This is a genomic window from Bordetella sp., assembly GCF_057362025.1.
The window spans coordinates 48,068-65,795 of record NZ_JBMQQZ010000083.1; the positions used below are offsets into that span (position 1 = coordinate 48,068).

The following is a 17,728-nucleotide window of genomic DNA, read 5'->3' on the forward strand; positions in this document are numbered from 1 at the left end:
TGGATCAGCGTGGGTCGAAAAGCGCTGCCAGGCGCTTTTCGCGAAACCGCGCGATGGCGAAGTCGATGAAGACGCGCGTCTTGGGCGCCAGCAGCTTCTTGTTCGGGTAATAGATGGAAATCGGCCCCCATACGGCGGACCAGCCCGGCAGGACGCGGATAAGTTCGCCATTGGCCAGGCCTGGCGCGGCATGGGGGGTGGGCAGCAGCGCGACGCCATAGCCCAGTTTCGCCGCGGCGGCCATGGCTTCCGGATCGTCCAGGATGACGCGGGTACGGCATTCGGCCGCGGCTTCCTGGCCGTTGGCATTGCGCAGTGTCCAGGTGCGCAGCCGACCGGTGGACGCGGACCTGCGCGCGATGCCATCCAGATCCGCCAGATCCTGCGGATGCCTGGGCACGCGGCGCCGCGCCATATACGAGGGCGAGGCCACGGCGATCACATGTGCGATGGCCAACTGGCGGGCCACCACACCCTGCGTCAACTCGATGCCGCCGCCGATGGCCGCGTCGTAGCCTTCGCGCACCAGGTCCACCGGACGGTTGTCGAAGTGCCAGTCGGGAACGATGGCCGGATAGCGCGCCAGGAAGTCGCCCAGCATCGGCAACAGGTATTCGCGACCGAAGGCCAGTGCCACGCTCAGGCGCAGCACGCCCGACGGTTCGCCGTCCTGCCGGGCGGCCTGGGCAATCGCATCCTGCAGGCCGGCGAACGGCCCTGCCGCATCGGCAAAAAAACGCTCGCCGCCCTCGGTCAGCGCCAGCCTGCGCGTGCTGCGATGGAACAGCCGCAGGCCCAGGTTCGCTTCCAGCCGCGCGACATTCTTGCTGACGGCGGCGGGCGTCAACCCCAAACTGCGCGCGGCGGCGGAAAAGCTGCCCAGCTGTGCACTGCGAATAAAGGATTCCATCAGGTTCAGGGCTTCCATGCGCGGCGCTATTCGATAGTTCAGGTTGAAAATCCATCAACCGATTATGGACTATCGCACCCACCGAAGAAAGGGAATACTGGCCACACTTTCCCAACCCGAGGTCCACGACCATGAACTCCTCACTCTCCTCCGCCCGCGCCGACGACACCTCGCGCAATGCCCCGCTCGCCGGCAAGACCGCGTTCATCACCGGCGGCGCCCGCGGCATCGGCGCGTCCATCGTCCATCGGCTGGCGCGCGATGGCGCCAACGTGGTCTTCACCTATCGCGGCTCGGCCGAGCAGGCCCGCGCGCTGGCGCAGACGATAGAAGCCGGCGGCGGCCGCGCGCTGGCGCTACAGGCCGACGGCGCGGACCCGCAAGCGGTAGCGCTGGCGGTGGATGCCGCCGCGCGTGAATTCGGCGGCATCGACATCCTGGTCAATAACGCGGGCGCGCTGCTGCTGGGCCCGATCGAGAGCTTTTCCCTGGAGGATTTCGACCGCACGCTCGATCTGAACGTGCGGGCGGTGTTCGTGGCGTCGAAGGCCGTGCTGCCCCATATGCCGGACGGCGGCCGCATCATCAATATCGGCAGCGTCAACGCCGACCGCATGCCCTTCCCCGGCGGTGCCGCGTACGCGATGAGCAAGGCGGCGCTGCAGGGGCTGGTGCGCGGGATGGCGCGCGACCTGGGCCCACGCGCCATTACGGTCAACAATGTCCAGCCGGGACCGGTGAACACCGATATGAACCCGGAAAGCGGCGAGTTCGCCGACATGATGCACGGGATGATGGCGCTGCCGCGGCATGCGCATCCTGACGAGATCGCCGGCATGGTCGGCTATCTGGCCGGCCCCGACGCCGCCTTCGTCACCGGCACCAGCCTGACCATCGACGGCGGCTTCGGCGCCTGATCCCGTGCCCCTGCGCGCACGCACCGCAACGCCCTTGTGGCGCAGCCCGCGCCGCCAGGGCGTGTCGATGCCACAAGCGGCGCGCCGCGCGGGTATGCCAATTGCTCAAGGCCGAGGTTCATTCCCCTTCCTGAGCGAGGCTATCCATGGAATCCACCACTTCGTATCCGTCGGGTTCGCCGGCATCCCTGGGCAAGCGCGAGTCCTTCGGCTCCGCGGTCTCCTGGGGGGCCGTCCTGGCGGGCGCCTTCGTGGCGGCCGCCACCTACCTGATGCTGCTGCTGGCCGGGGCGGGCTTCGGGTTCGCCTCCATGTCGCCATGGGGCGATGACGGCGCATCGGCCAAGACCCTGGGGATAGGCCTTATCATCTGGCTGGTCGTCATCCAGATCATTTCCGCCGGCCTGGGCGGCTATATCGCCGGGCGGATGCGCACCAAATGGGTCGACGTCCACTCCGACGAAGTCTATTTCCGCGATACCGCGCATGGCTTCCTGGTATGGGCGGTGGCCGCGGTGGTCAGCGCCTTCCTGTTGGGATCCGGCGTATCCTCCGCGGTCAGCGGTGCGGCCAAGGTGGGGGCTGGAGCGGTATCCGGCGTTACCGGCGCGGCAACGGCGGCCGCGGCGGCTGGGAGTAACGGCGGCACGTCCGCCATGCAGGGGCCGTCGGCGCAGTATTTCGTCGATAGCCTCTTCCGCTCGGATCGGCCCGACGCCACGCAAGGCGATGCCGCCAAGGCGGAGGTCGGCCGTATCGTCGCGGTCAGCCTCGCCCGGGGCTCCATCGCCCCCGAAGACAAGGCCTACGTCGCGCGCGTCATCTCCGCGCAGGCGGGCGTCGATCAGGCGACCGCCGAAAAACGCATCGACGATACGATCAATCGTGCCAAACAGGCGGCGGACGACGCGAAGCAAAAGGCCCGCGAAGCAGCGGACCAGGCACGCAAGGCAGCCGTCGCATTTGCGTTGTGGGCCTTCATCTCGATGCTGATCGGCGCGTTCTCGTCCACCTATGCCGCCACCCGTGGCGGCCGCACGCGCGACGCCGTGCGGTGATTCGGTCCGCAGGCCGCGCGATCCGCCGATTGCGCGGCCTGCGACGGGATCCGTCGATGGACATGCCATGAAGCATGAATGGCGGCAAAGGGGACGGACGGATGCGCTTATCGCGCGTCCCGCACGTCGCCATGCTGGCAGCGCGGATCGTACAGTTCCAGAATGCCCGGCAGCGGATTCATCAGGCTCAGATACACGTGCTCGGTGCCGGCGATAAAAGGATCGATGCCGAATTCGCTCACGGCTTTTCCGCGCGCCGCCGTCCCCATGCGCGCGATGTCGTGCGCGCCCGACTGCACGGATTTCAGCAGCGTCGAAATCGCCGTGGACGAACATGGCGGCACGATCCAGCCGTCTATGCCCGGGGTGATGTTTTCCGGCAGCCCGCAATGGGATGTGACGATGACCGGCTTGCCGGTGGCCATCATTTCGCGGCACGCGAACGAAATCGTTTCGATTCGATGCGACAGCACAAAGCCGATGTCGAGGGCGGCCAGAAAGGGGCGCACGTCATCCAGGTCGCCCGCATACGTGAAGTGTTCCTGCATGCTCAAGGCTCGCACTTCGTCCAGGTCCGCCGCCGAGGGGCGCGCGCCCGCGACCGCCACGTGGAATCGCCGGCGCAGGGGGTGCGGCAGTTCCGCCACCGCCCTGACCATGTACATCCATCCCTTGTAGTCCGACGTACCCGCATTGCTGCCCAGGACGATGCGGTCCGGCATGTTCGAGCCGAAGTACTTTTCCCGCAAGGCGGGCCGGGCCGCTTCCGTGGCCGGCGCAAACCGGTGTGTGTCGATGCCATTGAACACCCGCGTCACACCCCTGCGCGCATAAGGGCTGCGCGCCAGCCGGCGCTTCACATGCTCGCACACGGCGATGACATGGTCGGTACCCGCCAACATGCGCAGCCACGCGCTGGTCCCGCGGATCCGATGGTCATTGTGCTTGGTCAGCACGATCTTCGGACGGCGTGGCAAGGTCAGCGAGGCCAGAAGCACCAGGCGATGATCGGACGATCCATTGACATGCACGATGTCGTACCGCTGTTCCCGCAGCAATCGATTCAACTGGCGCAGCGCGGCGGGAACCTGATGCAGGCGGCTGGGAAACTCCTGAGTGTGCGTCCGGACGCCGGGCAGTTCGCGGCCCATGCGCTCCAGCGCGCTGCGCGCCGGTGCCGCGATGCTGACGGAATGACGCTGTGCCAGCGCGGATGCCAGGCGGGCGATATAGGAGGTATGCCCCCCTATGCCGCGCGCGCGGTGGAAATTCGTATACAAGATCTTCATCGTCGTGGGCCTGTGGTTGCCGTTCGCGTGCGCGCGCGTCGACATTGCGGCCGATGCTAGCTGTTCCGGATGACGATCATGTTAAGGAGAATGGGCCGGGCAGCCATGTCGTTGGGTGTCGTCCCGTTTCTTATGGTGTCGGCTGGCCGGACCCGATCACGCGGCGCGAACCGGCGCGGCGCGGGCGAAGTGCCGCATCAGCGCCGCGTCGAACGCGGCGGGGTTTTCGATATTGGGAAGATGCCCCGAGCCAGGGATCATTTCCAGCACCGCGCCGGGAATGCGCTGCGCCAGCGAGGCCATTTCCGCGGGCAGCACGCCGTCGTTGTCGCCGCAGATCAGGGTGACCGGCAGATCGACATTGTCCAGTCCCGGCCGGAAATCGAAATCCTGCAAGGCGCGGCCGGTACCGACAAAGCCTTCGACCGGCGTCTCGCAGATCATGCGGTGGATGGCTCGAGCCTGCCCGGATTCGCGGAAGCCGGCGCCGAACCAGCGGTCGATGGTCGGCGTGGCCAGCGCTTTCATGCCCTGCCCGCGCGCCACTTCGATGCGTTCGTCCCAGGGCGCGACGAAGGACTCGGGGCTGTCCGCCCGTGCGTCGCAGATGACGGCGCTGAGAAGGCGCGTGGGATGACGGGTTGCGAGATCGAAGGCGATCATGCCGCCCAGCGACAGGCCGACCAGATGCGCGTGGGCGATGCCCAGCGCGTCGAGCAGCCCGATAACATCGTCGCCCAGCTGGCGCATGCGATATGGCGCGGGCGATACCACGCTGGCACCGTGCCCCCGGGCGTCGTACGCGATGGCGCGATAGCCGGCCTGGCCGAGGCGGTCGAGCTGCCCTTGCCACATGGCGTGCGTCGTCATGATGGAGTGGCTGAACAGGACACAGGGACCGGCATCCGGCCCCTGTTCAACGACGGCGAAGGTCGCATCGCCTACGGTAAGTGTGCGAGTTCGTTGCATAGGTAAATGGGATTCAGTCATTGGGTGAAAACGCGGTCGGGACCAGTGCCACCGTGGTCTGGTTACCCAGCAGCGGGCCGTCCGTCTCGCTGGCCGCCTTGGCTGCCTTCCATTCCGGATCGGCACCGAAGGCGCGCAGCGCCGCATCGCGGGCCTCGGCCGACGGATAGCGCGTCAGATAGTAGAAGTCGTCCGGCGCGCCCGGTTCGGTCCAGCAATGCAAGACCTCGATGCCCAGCCGCTCGAAGATAGGCATGGTATGGGCTTCGAAGCGCTGTTTCAAGGCCTCTGCCTTGCCGGGTTGCGCGGTGTACTTCTTCAATTCGTAGATCATCGGGACATCCTTCCTTAAGAAAATCAATCAGCGGGCCGGCGCGCCCTTACGGACCCGTCGCCACGGGCAGGCCCGGCGTCGAGCCCCATTCCGTCCACGAGCCGTCATAGACGCTCGCGGATACCGCGCCCAGGCGCGCCAGCGCAAGGCGGATCACGCATGCGGTCACGCCGGAGCCGCACGTGCAGATTACGGGTCGGCGCGGATCCACGCCGGCCTGGTCGAAGACGGCTCGCAGGCGCGCCGCGTCCAGCAAGGTACCATCGCCTGGGTCGAGCAGGCGCGTATACGGAAGATTACAACTGCCCGGGATATGGCCGCCACGCAAGCCTGGCCGGGGCTCGGGTTCGTCGCCGCGATAGCGCCCGGGGCTGCGCGCGTCCACGATCTGCACGCCCTGGCGTGCTGCCGCCAGCACATCGGCTTGCGTGCGGGCATGCGCCCACGGCGCATCGGCGGCATAGGGGCAAGGCGCCAGCACCGCCTCCCCGCCTTCGACGGTACCGCCGTCGGCACGCCATTTCGGCAAGCCCCCATCGAGAACCGCCACCTGGCCATGCCCGTAGGCCTTGAACAGCCACCAGGCGCGCGGCGACGTATGCATGCCGGCGCGGTCGTACACCACCACAGCGTCCTCCCTGCCTATCCCCAGGCCGCCGGCCACCGCGCCGAAGTGCGAGGCCGGCGCCAGGGTGTGGGGCAATCCGCCCCCGGGATCGGCAGCGGCATCCAGGTCCAGGAACACCGCACCCGGGATATGGCCCCGGCGATAGTCGTCCCTGGGAGACGGCACGGCGGCAGCCATCGACCACGATGCATCGACGATACGCAGCCGGGGCGAGCCCAGGTGCTCGACCAGCCAGCGCGTATCGACGATGTCCGGCATCCGTGTCGCGCTCATTGTTCGACCTTGATGCCGGTGCGCTCGACGAAGGAACGCCATTTCTCCGATTCCTTCTCCATGAAGACCTTGAATTCGGCGGGCGTATCGCCGCCCGGCTCGGCGCCGATATTCAGCATCTTCTCGCGCAGTACGGGGTCTTTCAGGCCGGCCGCCACGACCTTGTAGATCCTGTCGATGATGGCCGGCGGCGTGCCGGCGGGCGCCAGCAGTGCGCTCCACCCCTGCACGTCGAATCCCGGCACACCCGACTCCGCGATCGTCGGTATTTCCGGCGACTGCGGAAAGCGCTGCATGCTGGTCAGGGCAATGGGACGCAGCTTGCCGGATTTCATCCAGGCCAGCGCGTCCGAATAATTGGCGAACGTGATCTGTACCTCGCCGGCCGCCGCGGCGGTGACAGCCGGCGCGCCACCGCGATAGCGCACATGGGAAATTTTCGCGCCCGTCATGTACTTGAAGATCTCGCCGCTGAACTGCGTCAGCCCGCCCGCATCGGAAAAGAAAATCTGCCCCGGCTTCTGTCCGGCCAATGCGATCAATTCCCGCACCGTGTGCACCGGCAGCGACGGGTTGGCCATCAGCACCAGCGGATTGGTGTTCAGCAAGGTGATCGGCGCGAAGTCCTTCACGCCGTCGTAGGGCACCTTATAGATGTATTGGTTCAGGGTCTGCGGCGCGGCCAGGCCGAGCAGCAACGTGTAGCCGTCCGGTTCGGCCCGCGCCACGTACTCGGTGGCCAGGCTGCCGCTGGCGCCGGGCTTGTTCTCCACGATGATGGATTGCCCCAATCCTTCCTGCAGTACCGGGCTGAGCATGCGCGCCAGGATATCGGCGATGCCGCCGGGCGCGAACGGCACGATGATACGTATCGGCTTGACGGGCCAGTCGCCCGCGCGGGCCGCCGGCATGCAGGCGGCCATTAGCACACACGCCGCCATGGCGGCCATCCGCCTGACGATTCTGTTCATGATTGTCTCCCCCGGACCGGTTCAGGTCCGTTATATGTCGTTATCGCAGGTCGGCGGCGCGGCTAGATGGGAAATACCAGCAGCGTGTCGATCCTGCGTGAATCCACCACGGCGCGCCTTTCCTGGAAACGCAGCTCCGCGTCGCCGCGGCGGATGACATCAAGGTATTTGCCCGTCGCGAAGAGCTCGGCGCGGCCGTCGTACATCGTGCGGTAAACGGCGAAATTGCTGCGCACGGCAAGCAGGCCGTCGTCTTCCCTAAGGATGGTGGGCTGCCCGTTGACGTGGCAATACACATGGCTTTCGAAGATATTGGCGATCTTCAGTGCCTTCACGCGATCCAGCAGCATGCCGCGCCCTTCGCAGTAGACGATCCCCACCGGGTAATTGTTGGCTTCATTCTCCCGGGTGGTGACCTGATAAATCCCATCGTCTACGAAAAAGTCGACCCAGTCGTCGACCCGCCCATCGTCCAGCGCATCGGCATAGCGCGTAAGCAGCGCGGCCACATCCGCGGGGGCAGCCTGCCGGGAAGCGACGGTACTTGCCTGTGCCAAAGCCGTCATTGCGCCGCCTCCGCGAATCCCATGATTTCCCGATACCCGTGCCAGAATCCGCGCACCGCGGCCTCGGTTGCGCGCGACGACTCATTGGATTCGGCCACTCGCCCGCCCATTTCGATGAAGGCCGCGCGATCCGGGCTTGCGTGCGTGCCGCGCTGCACGAACGAGTTGATGCAACCATCCTCCAGCGCCACCAGGCCCGCGGCACCGGTCAGATTGGCCTGCATGATGCGCATTTTTTCCTGCTCCGGCGTATCGTCCTCGTGCCCCAGGAATATCCAGAACAACTCGGTCTGGTCGACGCCGCGCGGCACAAAAAAGCGCACGGCCAGCGAATTCAACGTGAGCTGTATCACCAGCGTCGGGAAGACCGTCTGGATGCTGTGGGTGATGTTGTCGTCATAGGCATCCCAGGCCTGCAGCAGCGCCGGGCCGGCCAGTTCCGAATCGTATTGTGCGGAATGCACCTTGGATTCCTGGTATTCCGCGGCGGGTGCCAGCGTGGCGCGTTTGGAATAGCTGATGTGGTGCCACTTCTTTTCCGACAAAATGATCCCGCCATCCATGTCCAGGCGATTCACGCGAAACGTCGTGTAGAACGTGTGCAGCAGCGTCGCATGGTAGGAGTCCCGCACGTTCTCCGCGTACAGCTTCCAGTTGTTATGGATCACCTGGCTATGCTTGCCCAGCACCTTCAGCGGCTTGTCCATATTACGTGCCAGGAAGGCGGATATCTTCCCGCCCAGGAATTGCTGCAGCGGTTCGGTATCTTCCGAATGCGTGCCGAAGATAATGCCGCCGAATCGCTCGATCCGCAGGGGCTCCAGCCGATGGCAGCCGGGATCGAAGTCGTCCGGCATGCCACCCTTGCCCCGCACGCCATTGCGAAAGGCGACGGTCTTCAACCGTCCGTCCAGGCCGTAGTTCCAGGCGTGGTAGACACAGGTCAGCGAATGCCGGTTGTCGTGGTCCTTCAGGCAGACCAGCGCCCCCTTGTGCGCGCAGCGGTTGATCATCGCATGCACCCGGCCGTCTTCGTCGCGGGTCACGATGATGGGCGTATCGCCGACCCAGGTCGTACGGATGTCCCCCTTTGCGGGAATTTCCGCCTCCAGGCACAGGTAGTGCCAGACCGGCCCGCGGAAGATCTTCTGCTGCTCCATCGCATAGATTTCCGGATCCGAGAATACCTGGAAGGGCACGCGCGTCACGCCCCCCTCCGGCCAGGACAACGCGGGGCGCCGCGCCGCCGCAGCTTCAGGTGCATCCATGTCTTCGTCTCCGTTTATGTATGGTGTGGATGCAAGCGTAAAGATCCGGGGTATATTTCTCAATGACATGATCGTTATATTGAATATCTCGATTGGAGATAACGCTCGATGAACCTGGACGTCCATCTGCTGCGGGTATTCCTCGCCATCCACGAAACGCGCAGCGTCGGCCGAGCGGCGCAGATGCTGGACATGAGCCAGCCCGGCCTGAGCACGGCACTGCGGCGGCTGCGCGGGTTGCTGGGCGATCCGCTGTTCGTCAAGACCTACAACGGCATGGAGCCCACCAGCCGCGCCCGCGAGCTGGTCGCGCCCATACGCGGCATCGTGCAGGCGGTGGACAACGAATTGTTCGCCGTGCCGCAGTTCGATCCGGCGAGCTCCACCCGCGAATTCCGCCTGGGCCTGACCGATATCGGTGAAGGTATCTACCTACCCTTCGCCGTCCAGGCGCTGGAACGAACCGCACCATCGATTTCGCTGCGATCGATGTACCTGCCGCCGCGCGAACTGGAGGAAGCGATGGCCGCCGGGGACGTGGACCTGGCCTGCGGCTATTTTCCGGACATCACCAGCAACCAGTTCCTGCATCGGCGCATCGGGCTTCATTCGTTCGCGTGCATCATGCGTGCGAACCATCCCATACGGGATCGCGCGTTGACGATGGATCAGTACTTAAGCCTGAATCACGTCGAAGTAGAGGCGCCGGGGCGTAGCCTGGAGGTGTTCGAGAATTTCCTGCGCAAAAAGAAGCTGCGGCGCAAGGTAGTCCTGCGCACGCCGCACTTCATGAGCATCCCGGTCATTGTCGGCAGCACGGACGTCGTGGCGACGGTCCCGCAGGCGTTGGCGGACTTCTTCGCGTCAATGAAGGAATTGCGCCAGGTGGGATTGCCGTTCCGGCCGCCGACGTTCCAGGTCAATATGTATTGGCATCGCAGCCAGACCAACGACCCGGGCAACCAGTGGCTGCGGCGGGTGATTACAGCGCGGCTGGAAACCTTGAAGGCACGCGCCTATCACCGCAATGGCAGGCCCGCGGCGGCAGTGTGAAACGAGCTCGCGCCACGGGGCGGCAGACTCCGGGGGCTGGATCTCCCCCGGCGCGTTGCTTGATTGGCGCGAGCAGGCGCGCCATACTTATGCATTTTGGAGATAAGCTTATTTCCAAATTGAATTAGGAGCTGCCATGATCCTCCGCCAGTTTTTCGACGCCGCGTCATCCACATATACCTACCTGATCGCCTCTGGCATGGGCGGGGAGGCCCTGATCATCGACCCGGTGAAGGAACATTGCCAGCACTATGCGGCGCTGCTGCGCGAACTTGACGTGCGCCTGCTGCATGCCGTGGATACCCATACGCACGCTGACCACATTACGGCGCTCGGCGACCTGCGCGACGCGACCGGCTGCATGACGGTGATGGGCGAGCACACCCGGGCGGAATGCGTGTCGCGCCGTGTCGTCGAAGGAGAAATCCTGCGCGTGGGCAACATTGCGCTGCAAGGCATCTATACCCCGGGCCACACGGACGAATCCTTCAGCTTCGTGCTGAATCCCGCACGGCCGCATGCCGTATTCACCGGCGACGTACTGCTCATACGCGGCACCGGGCGCACCGATTTCCAGGGGGGCGACCCGCATCGCTCCTGGGATTCCATCGTCAACAAGCTGTTTCGCCTGCCGGATGAAACCGCCGTGTATCCGGCGCATGACTACCGGGGCTGCACCGCCTCCTCCATCGGCGAGGAGAAGCGCTTCAACCCGCGCCTGGCCGGCAAGTCGGAAGCCGAGTACGTCGCCATCATGAATGGGTTGAACCTGCCCGCGCCGAAGATGATGGATATCGCGATTCCCGCCAATCTGGCCTGTGGCCACGCCTAGCCCCGCCGGCGTCAACGGCTAGTTCTGTTCCGGCACGATGCGCATGATCAGTTCCACGCGCCGGTTGGCCGCCCTGCCCGCCGCGGTATCGTTGCTTTCCAGCGGCTTGGTGTCGGCGTAGCCGACGGCACGCAGGCGCTGCGGGTCGACCCCGTCATGTACCAGCTCGCGCAGCACCGAAGTTGCGCGGCTGGCCGACAGGTCCCAGTTGGAGGCGAACTGCCGCGTCAGGATGGGGACGTTATCGCTGTGCCCCTCTACCGACACGGGGAATTTGCTGCGGTCGATCACGTCGGCCAGCTTTTTGATCAGCGGGACGCCTTCCTTGCTGATGGTGGCCTGGCCGGAGGTGAACAGCAGCTCGTTGCTGATGCGGAAGCTCACCGTCTGCCGGTTGACCTGCACCTCGACCGATTTGCCCAGATCGGCCAGCCCCAGCTCGGCCGCCGTCGGCATTTTGACCGGCGCTGCCGGCTTTTCCAGAGGTTCGGTGGGCGCGGTCACGGTGGGTTCGGGGGGCGGAGGCTCGGGCAAGCGCGACCATTCCTCGGGGATTTTCGGCAGATTGGCCGCCCACGGTTCGACCGGACCCGGTGGCAGCTTGGCCAGGCTGACGCCGGAAGCGACCTCAGGCGGTTTCGCCCCCGGGCCGGCGCCGATGCGCGTCAGCGCCAGCATGACCACGAACAACGCCAGCAGCAGCGTGATCAGGTCCAGGTAGGTCATCAGCCAGTTGTCCGGTTCCCTGTCCAGGGTTTCCGGCACATGCCAGCGCTCGTAGCGATTGCGGCGCAGGGTCTTGCTGCGCGCACGCTGCAGCCGCTCTTCCTCGGCCTTGCGCTGTATGGCGACGTCTATCCAGGACGCCCGGGAATGAGTCGAACTCATGGCCGCGGCGCGCTCGTCCGGTTGCGTAGGGAAGCGGCATCGCCCAATCCCTGGCCGGCCAGGTTAGGCGTGGCGCGCGGGGCCGCCGGCGCGGCTGCCGCCTTGGGCGCCTTACCCTTCTTGCGGGGCGGCTGCTCGCGGATTTCATCCTCGAAGCTTTGCATGAAGGAATTGAGCGTCTCGCGCACCATGGCCGGGCCGCGTCGCTCGCACATCATCGAGATGCCCTGCAGCACCATGTTCATCAACACCAGTCGTTGCTCGGTCCGGCGCTCCAGCTTGATGGCAATGGGCTTGCAGACCAGGTTGGCCAGCAGGATGCCGTAGAACGTGGCGATCAGGGCGATGCCCATTTGCTTGCCGATGACGTCCATGCCTTGCGAGCCCAGCACGGTCATCAGGTTGACCAGGCCGATCAGCGTGGCCAGCATGCCGAAGGCCGGCGCGAAGCTGGCCATGGTGCGGAACATCTGGGCCTCGGCCTGCTCGCGCGCGCGCATGCGGGCGATGCGCCATTGCAGCAACTCGACGATCTGTTCTTCCGGCGTGTTGTCGATGATCAACTGGACGCCCGTGCGCAGAAAGGGATTGGTGACTTTCTGCAGTTCGCGTTCGACGTTGTGGACGTTGGAGCTGGCCCAGCTATGCGCCAGCGCGACCAGTTCGTCGATGTCGCGCTGGGTGTCCAGCTTTTCGTTGCGGAATACGCGCCGCAACAAGGGTACGATGCGGCGGACCTCGGTCATCGGATAGCCGATGAAGACCGCCGCGGCCGTCCCGCCCAATACGATCCCCAGGCCGGGAAGGTTGACGAAGGCAATGGCGTCCGGCGACGAGGAAAAGATGGCAGCCGCCAGGGTCGCAATGGCGACGGCGATACCGATCAGGGTTGAAACGTTCATGATGTGGCCCAGGGAAGGCAGCCGGCTCGGGCCCTGAAGCCCGCCGGATCCCGCGCGGTCGCCGGGACAGGGTCAATTCTAGTAAGCGGACGGCCGAATCAACGGCCGCAAAAAGGGCCGAAAACCCCCCGAAACCTGCCGCTTGGCCCCCGCCGGCCATGCCGGGACGGCCGCGGCGCCCGACCGCCAGGCGGCCGCCGCCATGCGGGATCCCTCCGACACCCGACGCGCCCTCCAGCCGTCGCACCCTTGTCGCGCCGGACTCGCCTTCGGGGCGTAGCTTACAAGACCCTGACTTCGGGTTGCCGCGAGGCTGTTCCGCTATTGCGCCCGGATCGGCGCTTCAAAACTGGAAGTAAATGAACTCGGTCCTGCCGAACACGCCGAACAGCAGGATGTAATACGCCAGGCCGACGCCGGCCACGGTGTTCAGCGGCCCCGTGCGGGCCAGCCTGGACAGGCGTTCCGGCCGATAAGCCAGATGGAAATCGATGGCGAACAGCAGGACCAGCGACATGACGAGGGCCAGGCTCTGGAAGGCCGATAGCCCCAGCGTATTGAAGGTGCCGTACGAAAAGCCCCCGAAGGTACCCAGCCGGCCGAAAATCCGCAGCGCGTCGTGCAGCGAGCCGGCACGAAAGAATATCCACCCCGCCAGCACCAGCAGCAGCGTCCAGGCACGAGCCAGCGCCGGCGTCAGGCCGGGCAGCGCTTGAGCCAGCCGCTGTTTCAGCGCCCTATCGCGAAACCAGCGCTCCACCACCAGCCCGAGGCCATGCAGCGCCCCCCAGATAACGAAAGTCCATGCCGCTCCGTGCCAGATGCCGCTGACCACGAAGACGACGACGACATTGCGTGCCGCGACCCGGTCGCTGCCCCGGCTGCCGCCCAGCGGCATGTACAGGTAGTCGCGGAACCACGAGGATAGCGAGATATGCCAGCGCCGCCAGAAGTCCGTCAGGGTCGATGAAAAATACGGCTGCCTGAAGTTCACCATCAGCTCGCAATCCATGATGCGGGCGGCCCCCCGGGCGATGTCCGAGTAGCCGGAGAAATCGCAGTAGATCTGCACTGCGAACAGCACCGCGGCCAGCGCATGGTATCCGCCCGTGTAAGCATCAGGATCCCCGTACACTCCCGCCACGAAGGGCGAAATGACGTCGGCGATGCACATCTTTTTGAACAGGCCGTAGCCGATCAGCCAGCCGCCGCTGACGAGGTTGTCGTAGCGGAAAAAATGCGCGCGCCGGAACTGCGGCAGCATGTGCGCGCCACGTTCGATCGGCCCGGCCACCAGTTGGGGAAAGAACGACACATACTGCGCATACGTGATGAAGTTCTTTTCCGCCGGGATGCGCCGGTTGTAGACATCCAGGGTGTAGCCGACGGACTGGAAGGTGTAGAAGGAGATCCCCACCGGCAGGATGAGCCCCAGGGCGTAGGCCGGGATCTCGATGCCGAAGAATCCGGTGACGCCCACGATATTCGATATCAGGAAGTCCAGGTATTTGACCGTGCCCAGAATGCCGAGATTGATGGCCAGCGCCGCGATCATGGCCAGCCGGCGGATGCTCTGGCTGCGCGCCCGCTCCATCGCGAGGGCCGTCGTGAAATCGACGATGGTGGTAAAGGCCAGCAGGATGGCGAAGGAAGGACGCCATCCCATGTAGAACAGGTAGCTTGCCGCCAGCAGCACCAGCGGTTGCCGGCGCGCCGGTACCGAGAAATACACCGCCAGGAAGACGGTGAAGAAGGCAAAGAATTCGAAAGAATTGAATAGCATCAGTGCAGCACCCCGGATTCGGCGACCAGGCGTGCCAGGTCGCGGGTATAGGACGTGGCGCCAACGGGATTCAGGTGCACGGCATCGGAGTAATCCCTGGGGGGATACACCCAATAGTCCGGTCCGATGATGCGCATGCCGGGGTGGCCGGCAACCACCGCGTCGCGGGCGGCATCCGCTGCCGGCGCGGCCGCTTGCGCGTGTTCCCGCATATTGCCGGGAACAAGGATCACGTTGAACCCGTACTGCCTGGAGAGCCGGTCCAGCTCGTCGAGCACGAAGGATCTGGCCGGTATGGCGCGCGGGAGGAACTCACCCGGCCGATCCGTGGCGATGGCGTAGTCGTCGGGCAGTTCTCCGCTGGGAAAAAAGCTTTGTCCGCTGATGAAATACCATCCGCGCTGCGCCAGCATTTTGTCGCGCTCGTGCCGGCCTTCCTCGTAGCGCTGGCGAAACCGGAAATGGCTGGTGGCCACGAACGCCGTCAGGTCGCGCGGCAGATCGCGGAACGGGACCAAGGTGTAAAGGATGGTCTCGTCGTCGCGCAGATGGTCCAGCAGCGTCGGCTTGGGCTTGTCGTCCCACGGGATGGTCAGGAATACGTGCGTCGGCACATTGCCCGCCGCCAGCGTTGCCTGAAGGATGGGCAGGATGCGGGCGTCGCCGGGCAGGCCCAGGTTGTATGAGCGCACTCCTGCCTGGAAATGGGCGTCGAATTCCTCCGGCCGGAATCCCGCCAGGGTCTTGCTGTTGCCGAACACCAGGATGCGCCAGCGATCCCCCGAAGAGAACAGGCGCGCCTTCGCGAGGGACTGGAACTTGGCTTCCAGCACGATATCGGCGCCGGGCCGGATCAGGGGAAAAGCCAGGTAGCACCAGTCCAGCACCACCCAGACCGTCGCCGCCATAAGAAGAAACCGCGCCACCGAGCGGACGCGTACGTTGGCGGGCTTGCCCGCTGCCACGCCTGCCGTCGAACCGCCCATGGCCCGCAGGGACTCTACGTTCTCTTCTTGCATGATGCGCGCGCTTCCTCTCGCGACACCGGTCGATGCCGCCGCGCCGACGCGGCGACCGTGCCGTATCGGGATGCTGAGAGGCGGATCCAGCCAGAGTGGCTTTACATTTTGTCAGGACTGCGTTTCGGCAGCATCCTGGCACGGCGCCCCTCATCCTTTCCATCGGTCATTGGCACTAGACATTTCCCGGGCTTTTTCGCGGCACAAGCGCACGAAGCTGTCCGCCGCCGCATTGGGCGATCGCATCTTCAGCGTGGTGGCACAGATACGCCGCCGCGGACGGCCGCGGGCCCCGAACGGCACCCGCACCAGCCCTTTCATGTTGAACGACGCCGTGGTCGACCGTGGGAACACGCCGTACCCCAGTCCGGCGCCGATCAGACCTATCATGGTGGCCACATTCTCGACCTCGTAGGCGGGCACGAAGGAGTGGCCGCGCTTGAGGTATTCCTTGTCGATGATGTGGCGCACACCGCTGCCGCCCTTCTTCGCGACCTGGGCATGCGCGATAAGGTCTTCCCAAGCGACCGAACGCCTTGCCGCCAGGGCATGGCGCCGCGCGCATAGCACGACGAGATCGTCCGTCATCACGTCGCGCTGGAGCAGGTCGTCGGCATCGTCCCGGCGCGGAGTGAAAGCCAGGTCCACGGCGCGGGCGCGCACCAGCGCGATGGCCTCGTCCGAAAGCACATCGTAAAGGCGCAATTCGACTTCCGGGTGCGCCGCGGCGAATGCGCCGATGATGTCCGGCAGGAAGCTGGCCGCCAGGGACGGCGCCATCGCCAGCGACAGCGTGCCGCGTTCGCCGGTCGCGTAGCGGCGGATATGGCTCAGGCCGTGCTCGACGCTATCCACGAGGCCCCGCGCGATCTCGACGAATTCTGTGCCGACCGGCGTCAGCGCCACTGTGCGCGTATCGCGGTCGAACAAACGGGCACCTATCGTCTCTTCCAGCCGGCGAATATTCGCGCTGAGCGCGGGCTGGGACAGATGCACGCGCGCGGCCGCCTTGCTGAAGCTCAATGTGCTCGTGACCGCCAGGAATGCATCCAATTGCTTGAGCGTGACACTCATAATTTAAATGAATAGGTATATAGAAAAATAAAAATTCCCGAATCAAATCGACTTTACTACAGTGTCCTTCCACGACGCATTCCAGGAGACAGGCATGAGCGCCCAAGCACAACCCTCGCGCACGGATGGCACGATATCCGTGGTTCCCACAGGCGCAGCCCTGGGCGCCGACATCGTCGGCTACGACATGCGTCAGCCTCCCACCGAAGAACAGCTCGCCGTCATAGAGCAGGCCTGGGCCGACCATCTCGTCCTGCGCTTTCGCGGCAACCCCAGCCTGACCGGCGAGCAGTTGATCAGATTCTCGAGCGCGCTAGGTCCGTTGGACAAGCGTCCCGTCAAGGGCTCGCTGCGCGGCGGCACCAACGACTTGCCGCTGGAGATCAATGTGATTTCCAACATCGTCGTCGACGGCAAGCCCATCGGCGGACTGGGCGCGGGCGAGGCCGAGTGGCATTCCGACATGACCTACAAGGATGTGCCGCCCAAGGCTAGCTGCCTGTATTCGCTTGAGATCCCGCCCTCCGGCGGCGGCACCAGTTTCGTCAATATGTACAAGGCCTACGATGACCTGCCGCCGGAGCTCAAGCGCCGCGTGGAGGGCTTGCGCTGCGTGCACGACGCCAGCATCAACAGCACGGGCGAACTTCGTGAAGGCTACGTGGCGGTGAGCGACCCACGGCAAACGATCGGCGCCATCCATTCCGTGGTGAAAGTGCATCCGGTTACTGGGCGAAACTGCCTTTTCCTGGGACGCCGGCGCAACGCCTATCTGGTGGGGCTGCCGCTGGAAGAAAGCGAAGCCTTGCTGGATGCGCTGTGGGCGCATGCCACACGTCCGGAAGCCAGATGGACGCAGGTATGGCAGGTGGGCGATGCCATCCTCTGGGACAACCGCTGCACCATGCATCAGCGCGATGCCTTCGACAGCGCGAGCCGTCGCCTGATGTACCGCACTCAGATCGGCGAACGCCTGGCGGCGTAATACCGCCAT

Annotated in this window: 18 protein-coding genes; 5 read left to right on the forward strand and 13 right to left on the reverse strand. The window is 65.1% G+C overall.

What is annotated here, in order from left to right; all coding sequences use genetic code 11:
* Nucleotides 1–4 precede the first annotated feature (4 nt).
* Entirely contained in the window at nucleotides 5–928 is a 924-nt protein-coding gene (locus tag ACO1P8_RS17595) for a LysR family transcriptional regulator (RefSeq protein ID WP_486297176.1), read from the reverse strand.
* Nucleotides 929–1,041: 113 nt separating this feature from the next.
* Here ACO1P8_RS17595 and ACO1P8_RS17600 point away from each other — a divergent pair, with 113 nt between their 5' ends.
* Entirely contained in the window at nucleotides 1,042–1,827 is a 786-nt protein-coding gene (locus ACO1P8_RS17600) for an SDR family oxidoreductase (RefSeq protein WP_486297177.1), read from the forward strand.
* A 146-nt stretch (nucleotides 1,828–1,973) separates the two neighbouring features.
* Complete coding sequence (locus ACO1P8_RS17605) at nucleotides 1,974–2,885, forward strand: hypothetical protein (RefSeq protein ID WP_486297178.1); 912 nt, start codon at nucleotides 1,974–1,976, stop codon at nucleotides 2,883–2,885.
* Between the two features lie 107 nt (nucleotides 2,886–2,992).
* Here the strand turns inward: ACO1P8_RS17605 and ACO1P8_RS17610 are convergent, their stop codons facing one another.
* From ACO1P8_RS17610 to ACO1P8_RS17640, 7 genes are all read right to left on the reverse strand, one after another.
* Complete coding sequence (locus tag ACO1P8_RS17610) at nucleotides 2,993–4,174, reverse strand: glycosyltransferase (protein WP_486297179.1); 1,182 nt, start codon at nucleotides 4,172–4,174, stop codon at nucleotides 2,993–2,995.
* A 156-nt stretch (nucleotides 4,175–4,330) separates the two neighbouring features.
* On the reverse strand, nucleotides 4,331–5,143 hold the full coding sequence (locus tag ACO1P8_RS17615) for an alpha/beta fold hydrolase (protein WP_486297180.1): 813 nt from the start codon (nucleotides 5,141–5,143) through the stop codon (nucleotides 4,331–4,333).
* A 13-nt stretch (nucleotides 5,144–5,156) separates the two neighbouring features.
* Nucleotides 5,157–5,477 carry an NIPSNAP family protein gene (locus ACO1P8_RS17620; protein WP_486297181.1) on the reverse strand — a complete coding sequence of 107 codons (321 nt, stop codon included), beginning with the start codon at nucleotides 5,475–5,477 and terminating at the stop codon, nucleotides 5,157–5,159.
* 46 nt (nucleotides 5,478–5,523) lie between these two features.
* Nucleotides 5,524–6,378 carry a sulfurtransferase gene (locus ACO1P8_RS17625; RefSeq protein ID WP_486297182.1) on the reverse strand — a complete coding sequence of 285 codons (855 nt, stop codon included), beginning with the start codon at nucleotides 6,376–6,378 and terminating at the stop codon, nucleotides 5,524–5,526.
* Nucleotides 6,375–7,349 (reverse strand): Bug family tripartite tricarboxylate transporter substrate binding protein, encoded by a 975-nt coding sequence (locus ACO1P8_RS17630; protein WP_486297183.1) that lies wholly within the window; start codon nucleotides 7,347–7,349, stop codon nucleotides 6,375–6,377. The genes ACO1P8_RS17625 and ACO1P8_RS17630 overlap by 4 nt, the downstream gene beginning before the upstream one ends.
* A gap of 62 nt (nucleotides 7,350–7,411) precedes the next feature.
* On the reverse strand, nucleotides 7,412–7,915 hold the full coding sequence (locus ACO1P8_RS17635) for an aromatic-ring-hydroxylating dioxygenase subunit beta (protein ID WP_486297184.1): 504 nt from the start codon (nucleotides 7,913–7,915) through the stop codon (nucleotides 7,412–7,414).
* Nucleotides 7,912–9,183 (reverse strand): aromatic ring-hydroxylating oxygenase subunit alpha, encoded by a 1,272-nt coding sequence (locus tag ACO1P8_RS17640; protein WP_486297185.1) that lies wholly within the window; start codon nucleotides 9,181–9,183, stop codon nucleotides 7,912–7,914. The genes ACO1P8_RS17635 and ACO1P8_RS17640 overlap by 4 nt, the downstream gene beginning before the upstream one ends.
* A gap of 108 nt (nucleotides 9,184–9,291) precedes the next feature.
* Here ACO1P8_RS17640 and ACO1P8_RS17645 point away from each other — a divergent pair, with 108 nt between their 5' ends.
* A complete protein-coding gene (locus tag ACO1P8_RS17645) occupies nucleotides 9,292–10,236 on the forward strand; it encodes a LysR family transcriptional regulator (RefSeq protein WP_486297186.1) in 945 nt (314 codons plus the stop codon).
* Nucleotides 10,237–10,372: 136 nt separating this feature from the next.
* Complete coding sequence (locus ACO1P8_RS17650; protein WP_486297187.1) at nucleotides 10,373–11,068, forward strand: MBL fold metallo-hydrolase; 696 nt, start codon at nucleotides 10,373–10,375, stop codon at nucleotides 11,066–11,068.
* A gap of 18 nt (nucleotides 11,069–11,086) precedes the next feature.
* Here the strand turns inward: ACO1P8_RS17650 and ACO1P8_RS17655 are convergent, their stop codons facing one another.
* From ACO1P8_RS17655 to ACO1P8_RS17675, 5 genes are all read right to left on the reverse strand, one after another.
* Nucleotides 11,087–11,956 carry an OmpA/MotB family protein gene (locus tag ACO1P8_RS17655; RefSeq protein WP_486297188.1) on the reverse strand — a complete coding sequence of 290 codons (870 nt, stop codon included), beginning with the start codon at nucleotides 11,954–11,956 and terminating at the stop codon, nucleotides 11,087–11,089.
* Nucleotides 11,953–12,858, reverse strand: coding sequence for a motility protein A (locus ACO1P8_RS17660; RefSeq protein WP_486297189.1), 906 nt, complete (start codon nucleotides 12,856–12,858; stop codon nucleotides 11,953–11,955). Before ACO1P8_RS17660 ends, ACO1P8_RS17655 begins: the two co-directional genes overlap by 4 nt.
* A 343-nt stretch (nucleotides 12,859–13,201) precedes the next feature.
* Entirely contained in the window at nucleotides 13,202–14,641 is a 1,440-nt protein-coding gene (locus ACO1P8_RS17665) for an MBOAT family O-acyltransferase (RefSeq protein ID WP_486297190.1), read from the reverse strand.
* Complete coding sequence (locus ACO1P8_RS17670) at nucleotides 14,641–15,660, reverse strand: hypothetical protein (RefSeq protein WP_486297191.1); 1,020 nt, start codon at nucleotides 15,658–15,660, stop codon at nucleotides 14,641–14,643. Before ACO1P8_RS17670 ends, ACO1P8_RS17665 begins: the two co-directional genes overlap by 1 nt.
* 150 nt (nucleotides 15,661–15,810) lie before the next feature.
* A complete protein-coding gene (locus tag ACO1P8_RS17675) occupies nucleotides 15,811–16,734 on the reverse strand; it encodes a LysR family transcriptional regulator (protein ID WP_486297192.1) in 924 nt (307 codons plus the stop codon).
* Nucleotides 16,735–16,828: 94 nt separating this feature from the next.
* Here ACO1P8_RS17675 and ACO1P8_RS17680 point away from each other — a divergent pair, with 94 nt between their 5' ends.
* Nucleotides 16,829–17,719 carry a TauD/TfdA dioxygenase family protein gene (locus ACO1P8_RS17680; RefSeq protein WP_486297193.1) on the forward strand — a complete coding sequence of 297 codons (891 nt, stop codon included), beginning with the start codon at nucleotides 16,829–16,831 and terminating at the stop codon, nucleotides 17,717–17,719.
* Nucleotides 17,720–17,728 lie beyond the last annotated feature (9 nt).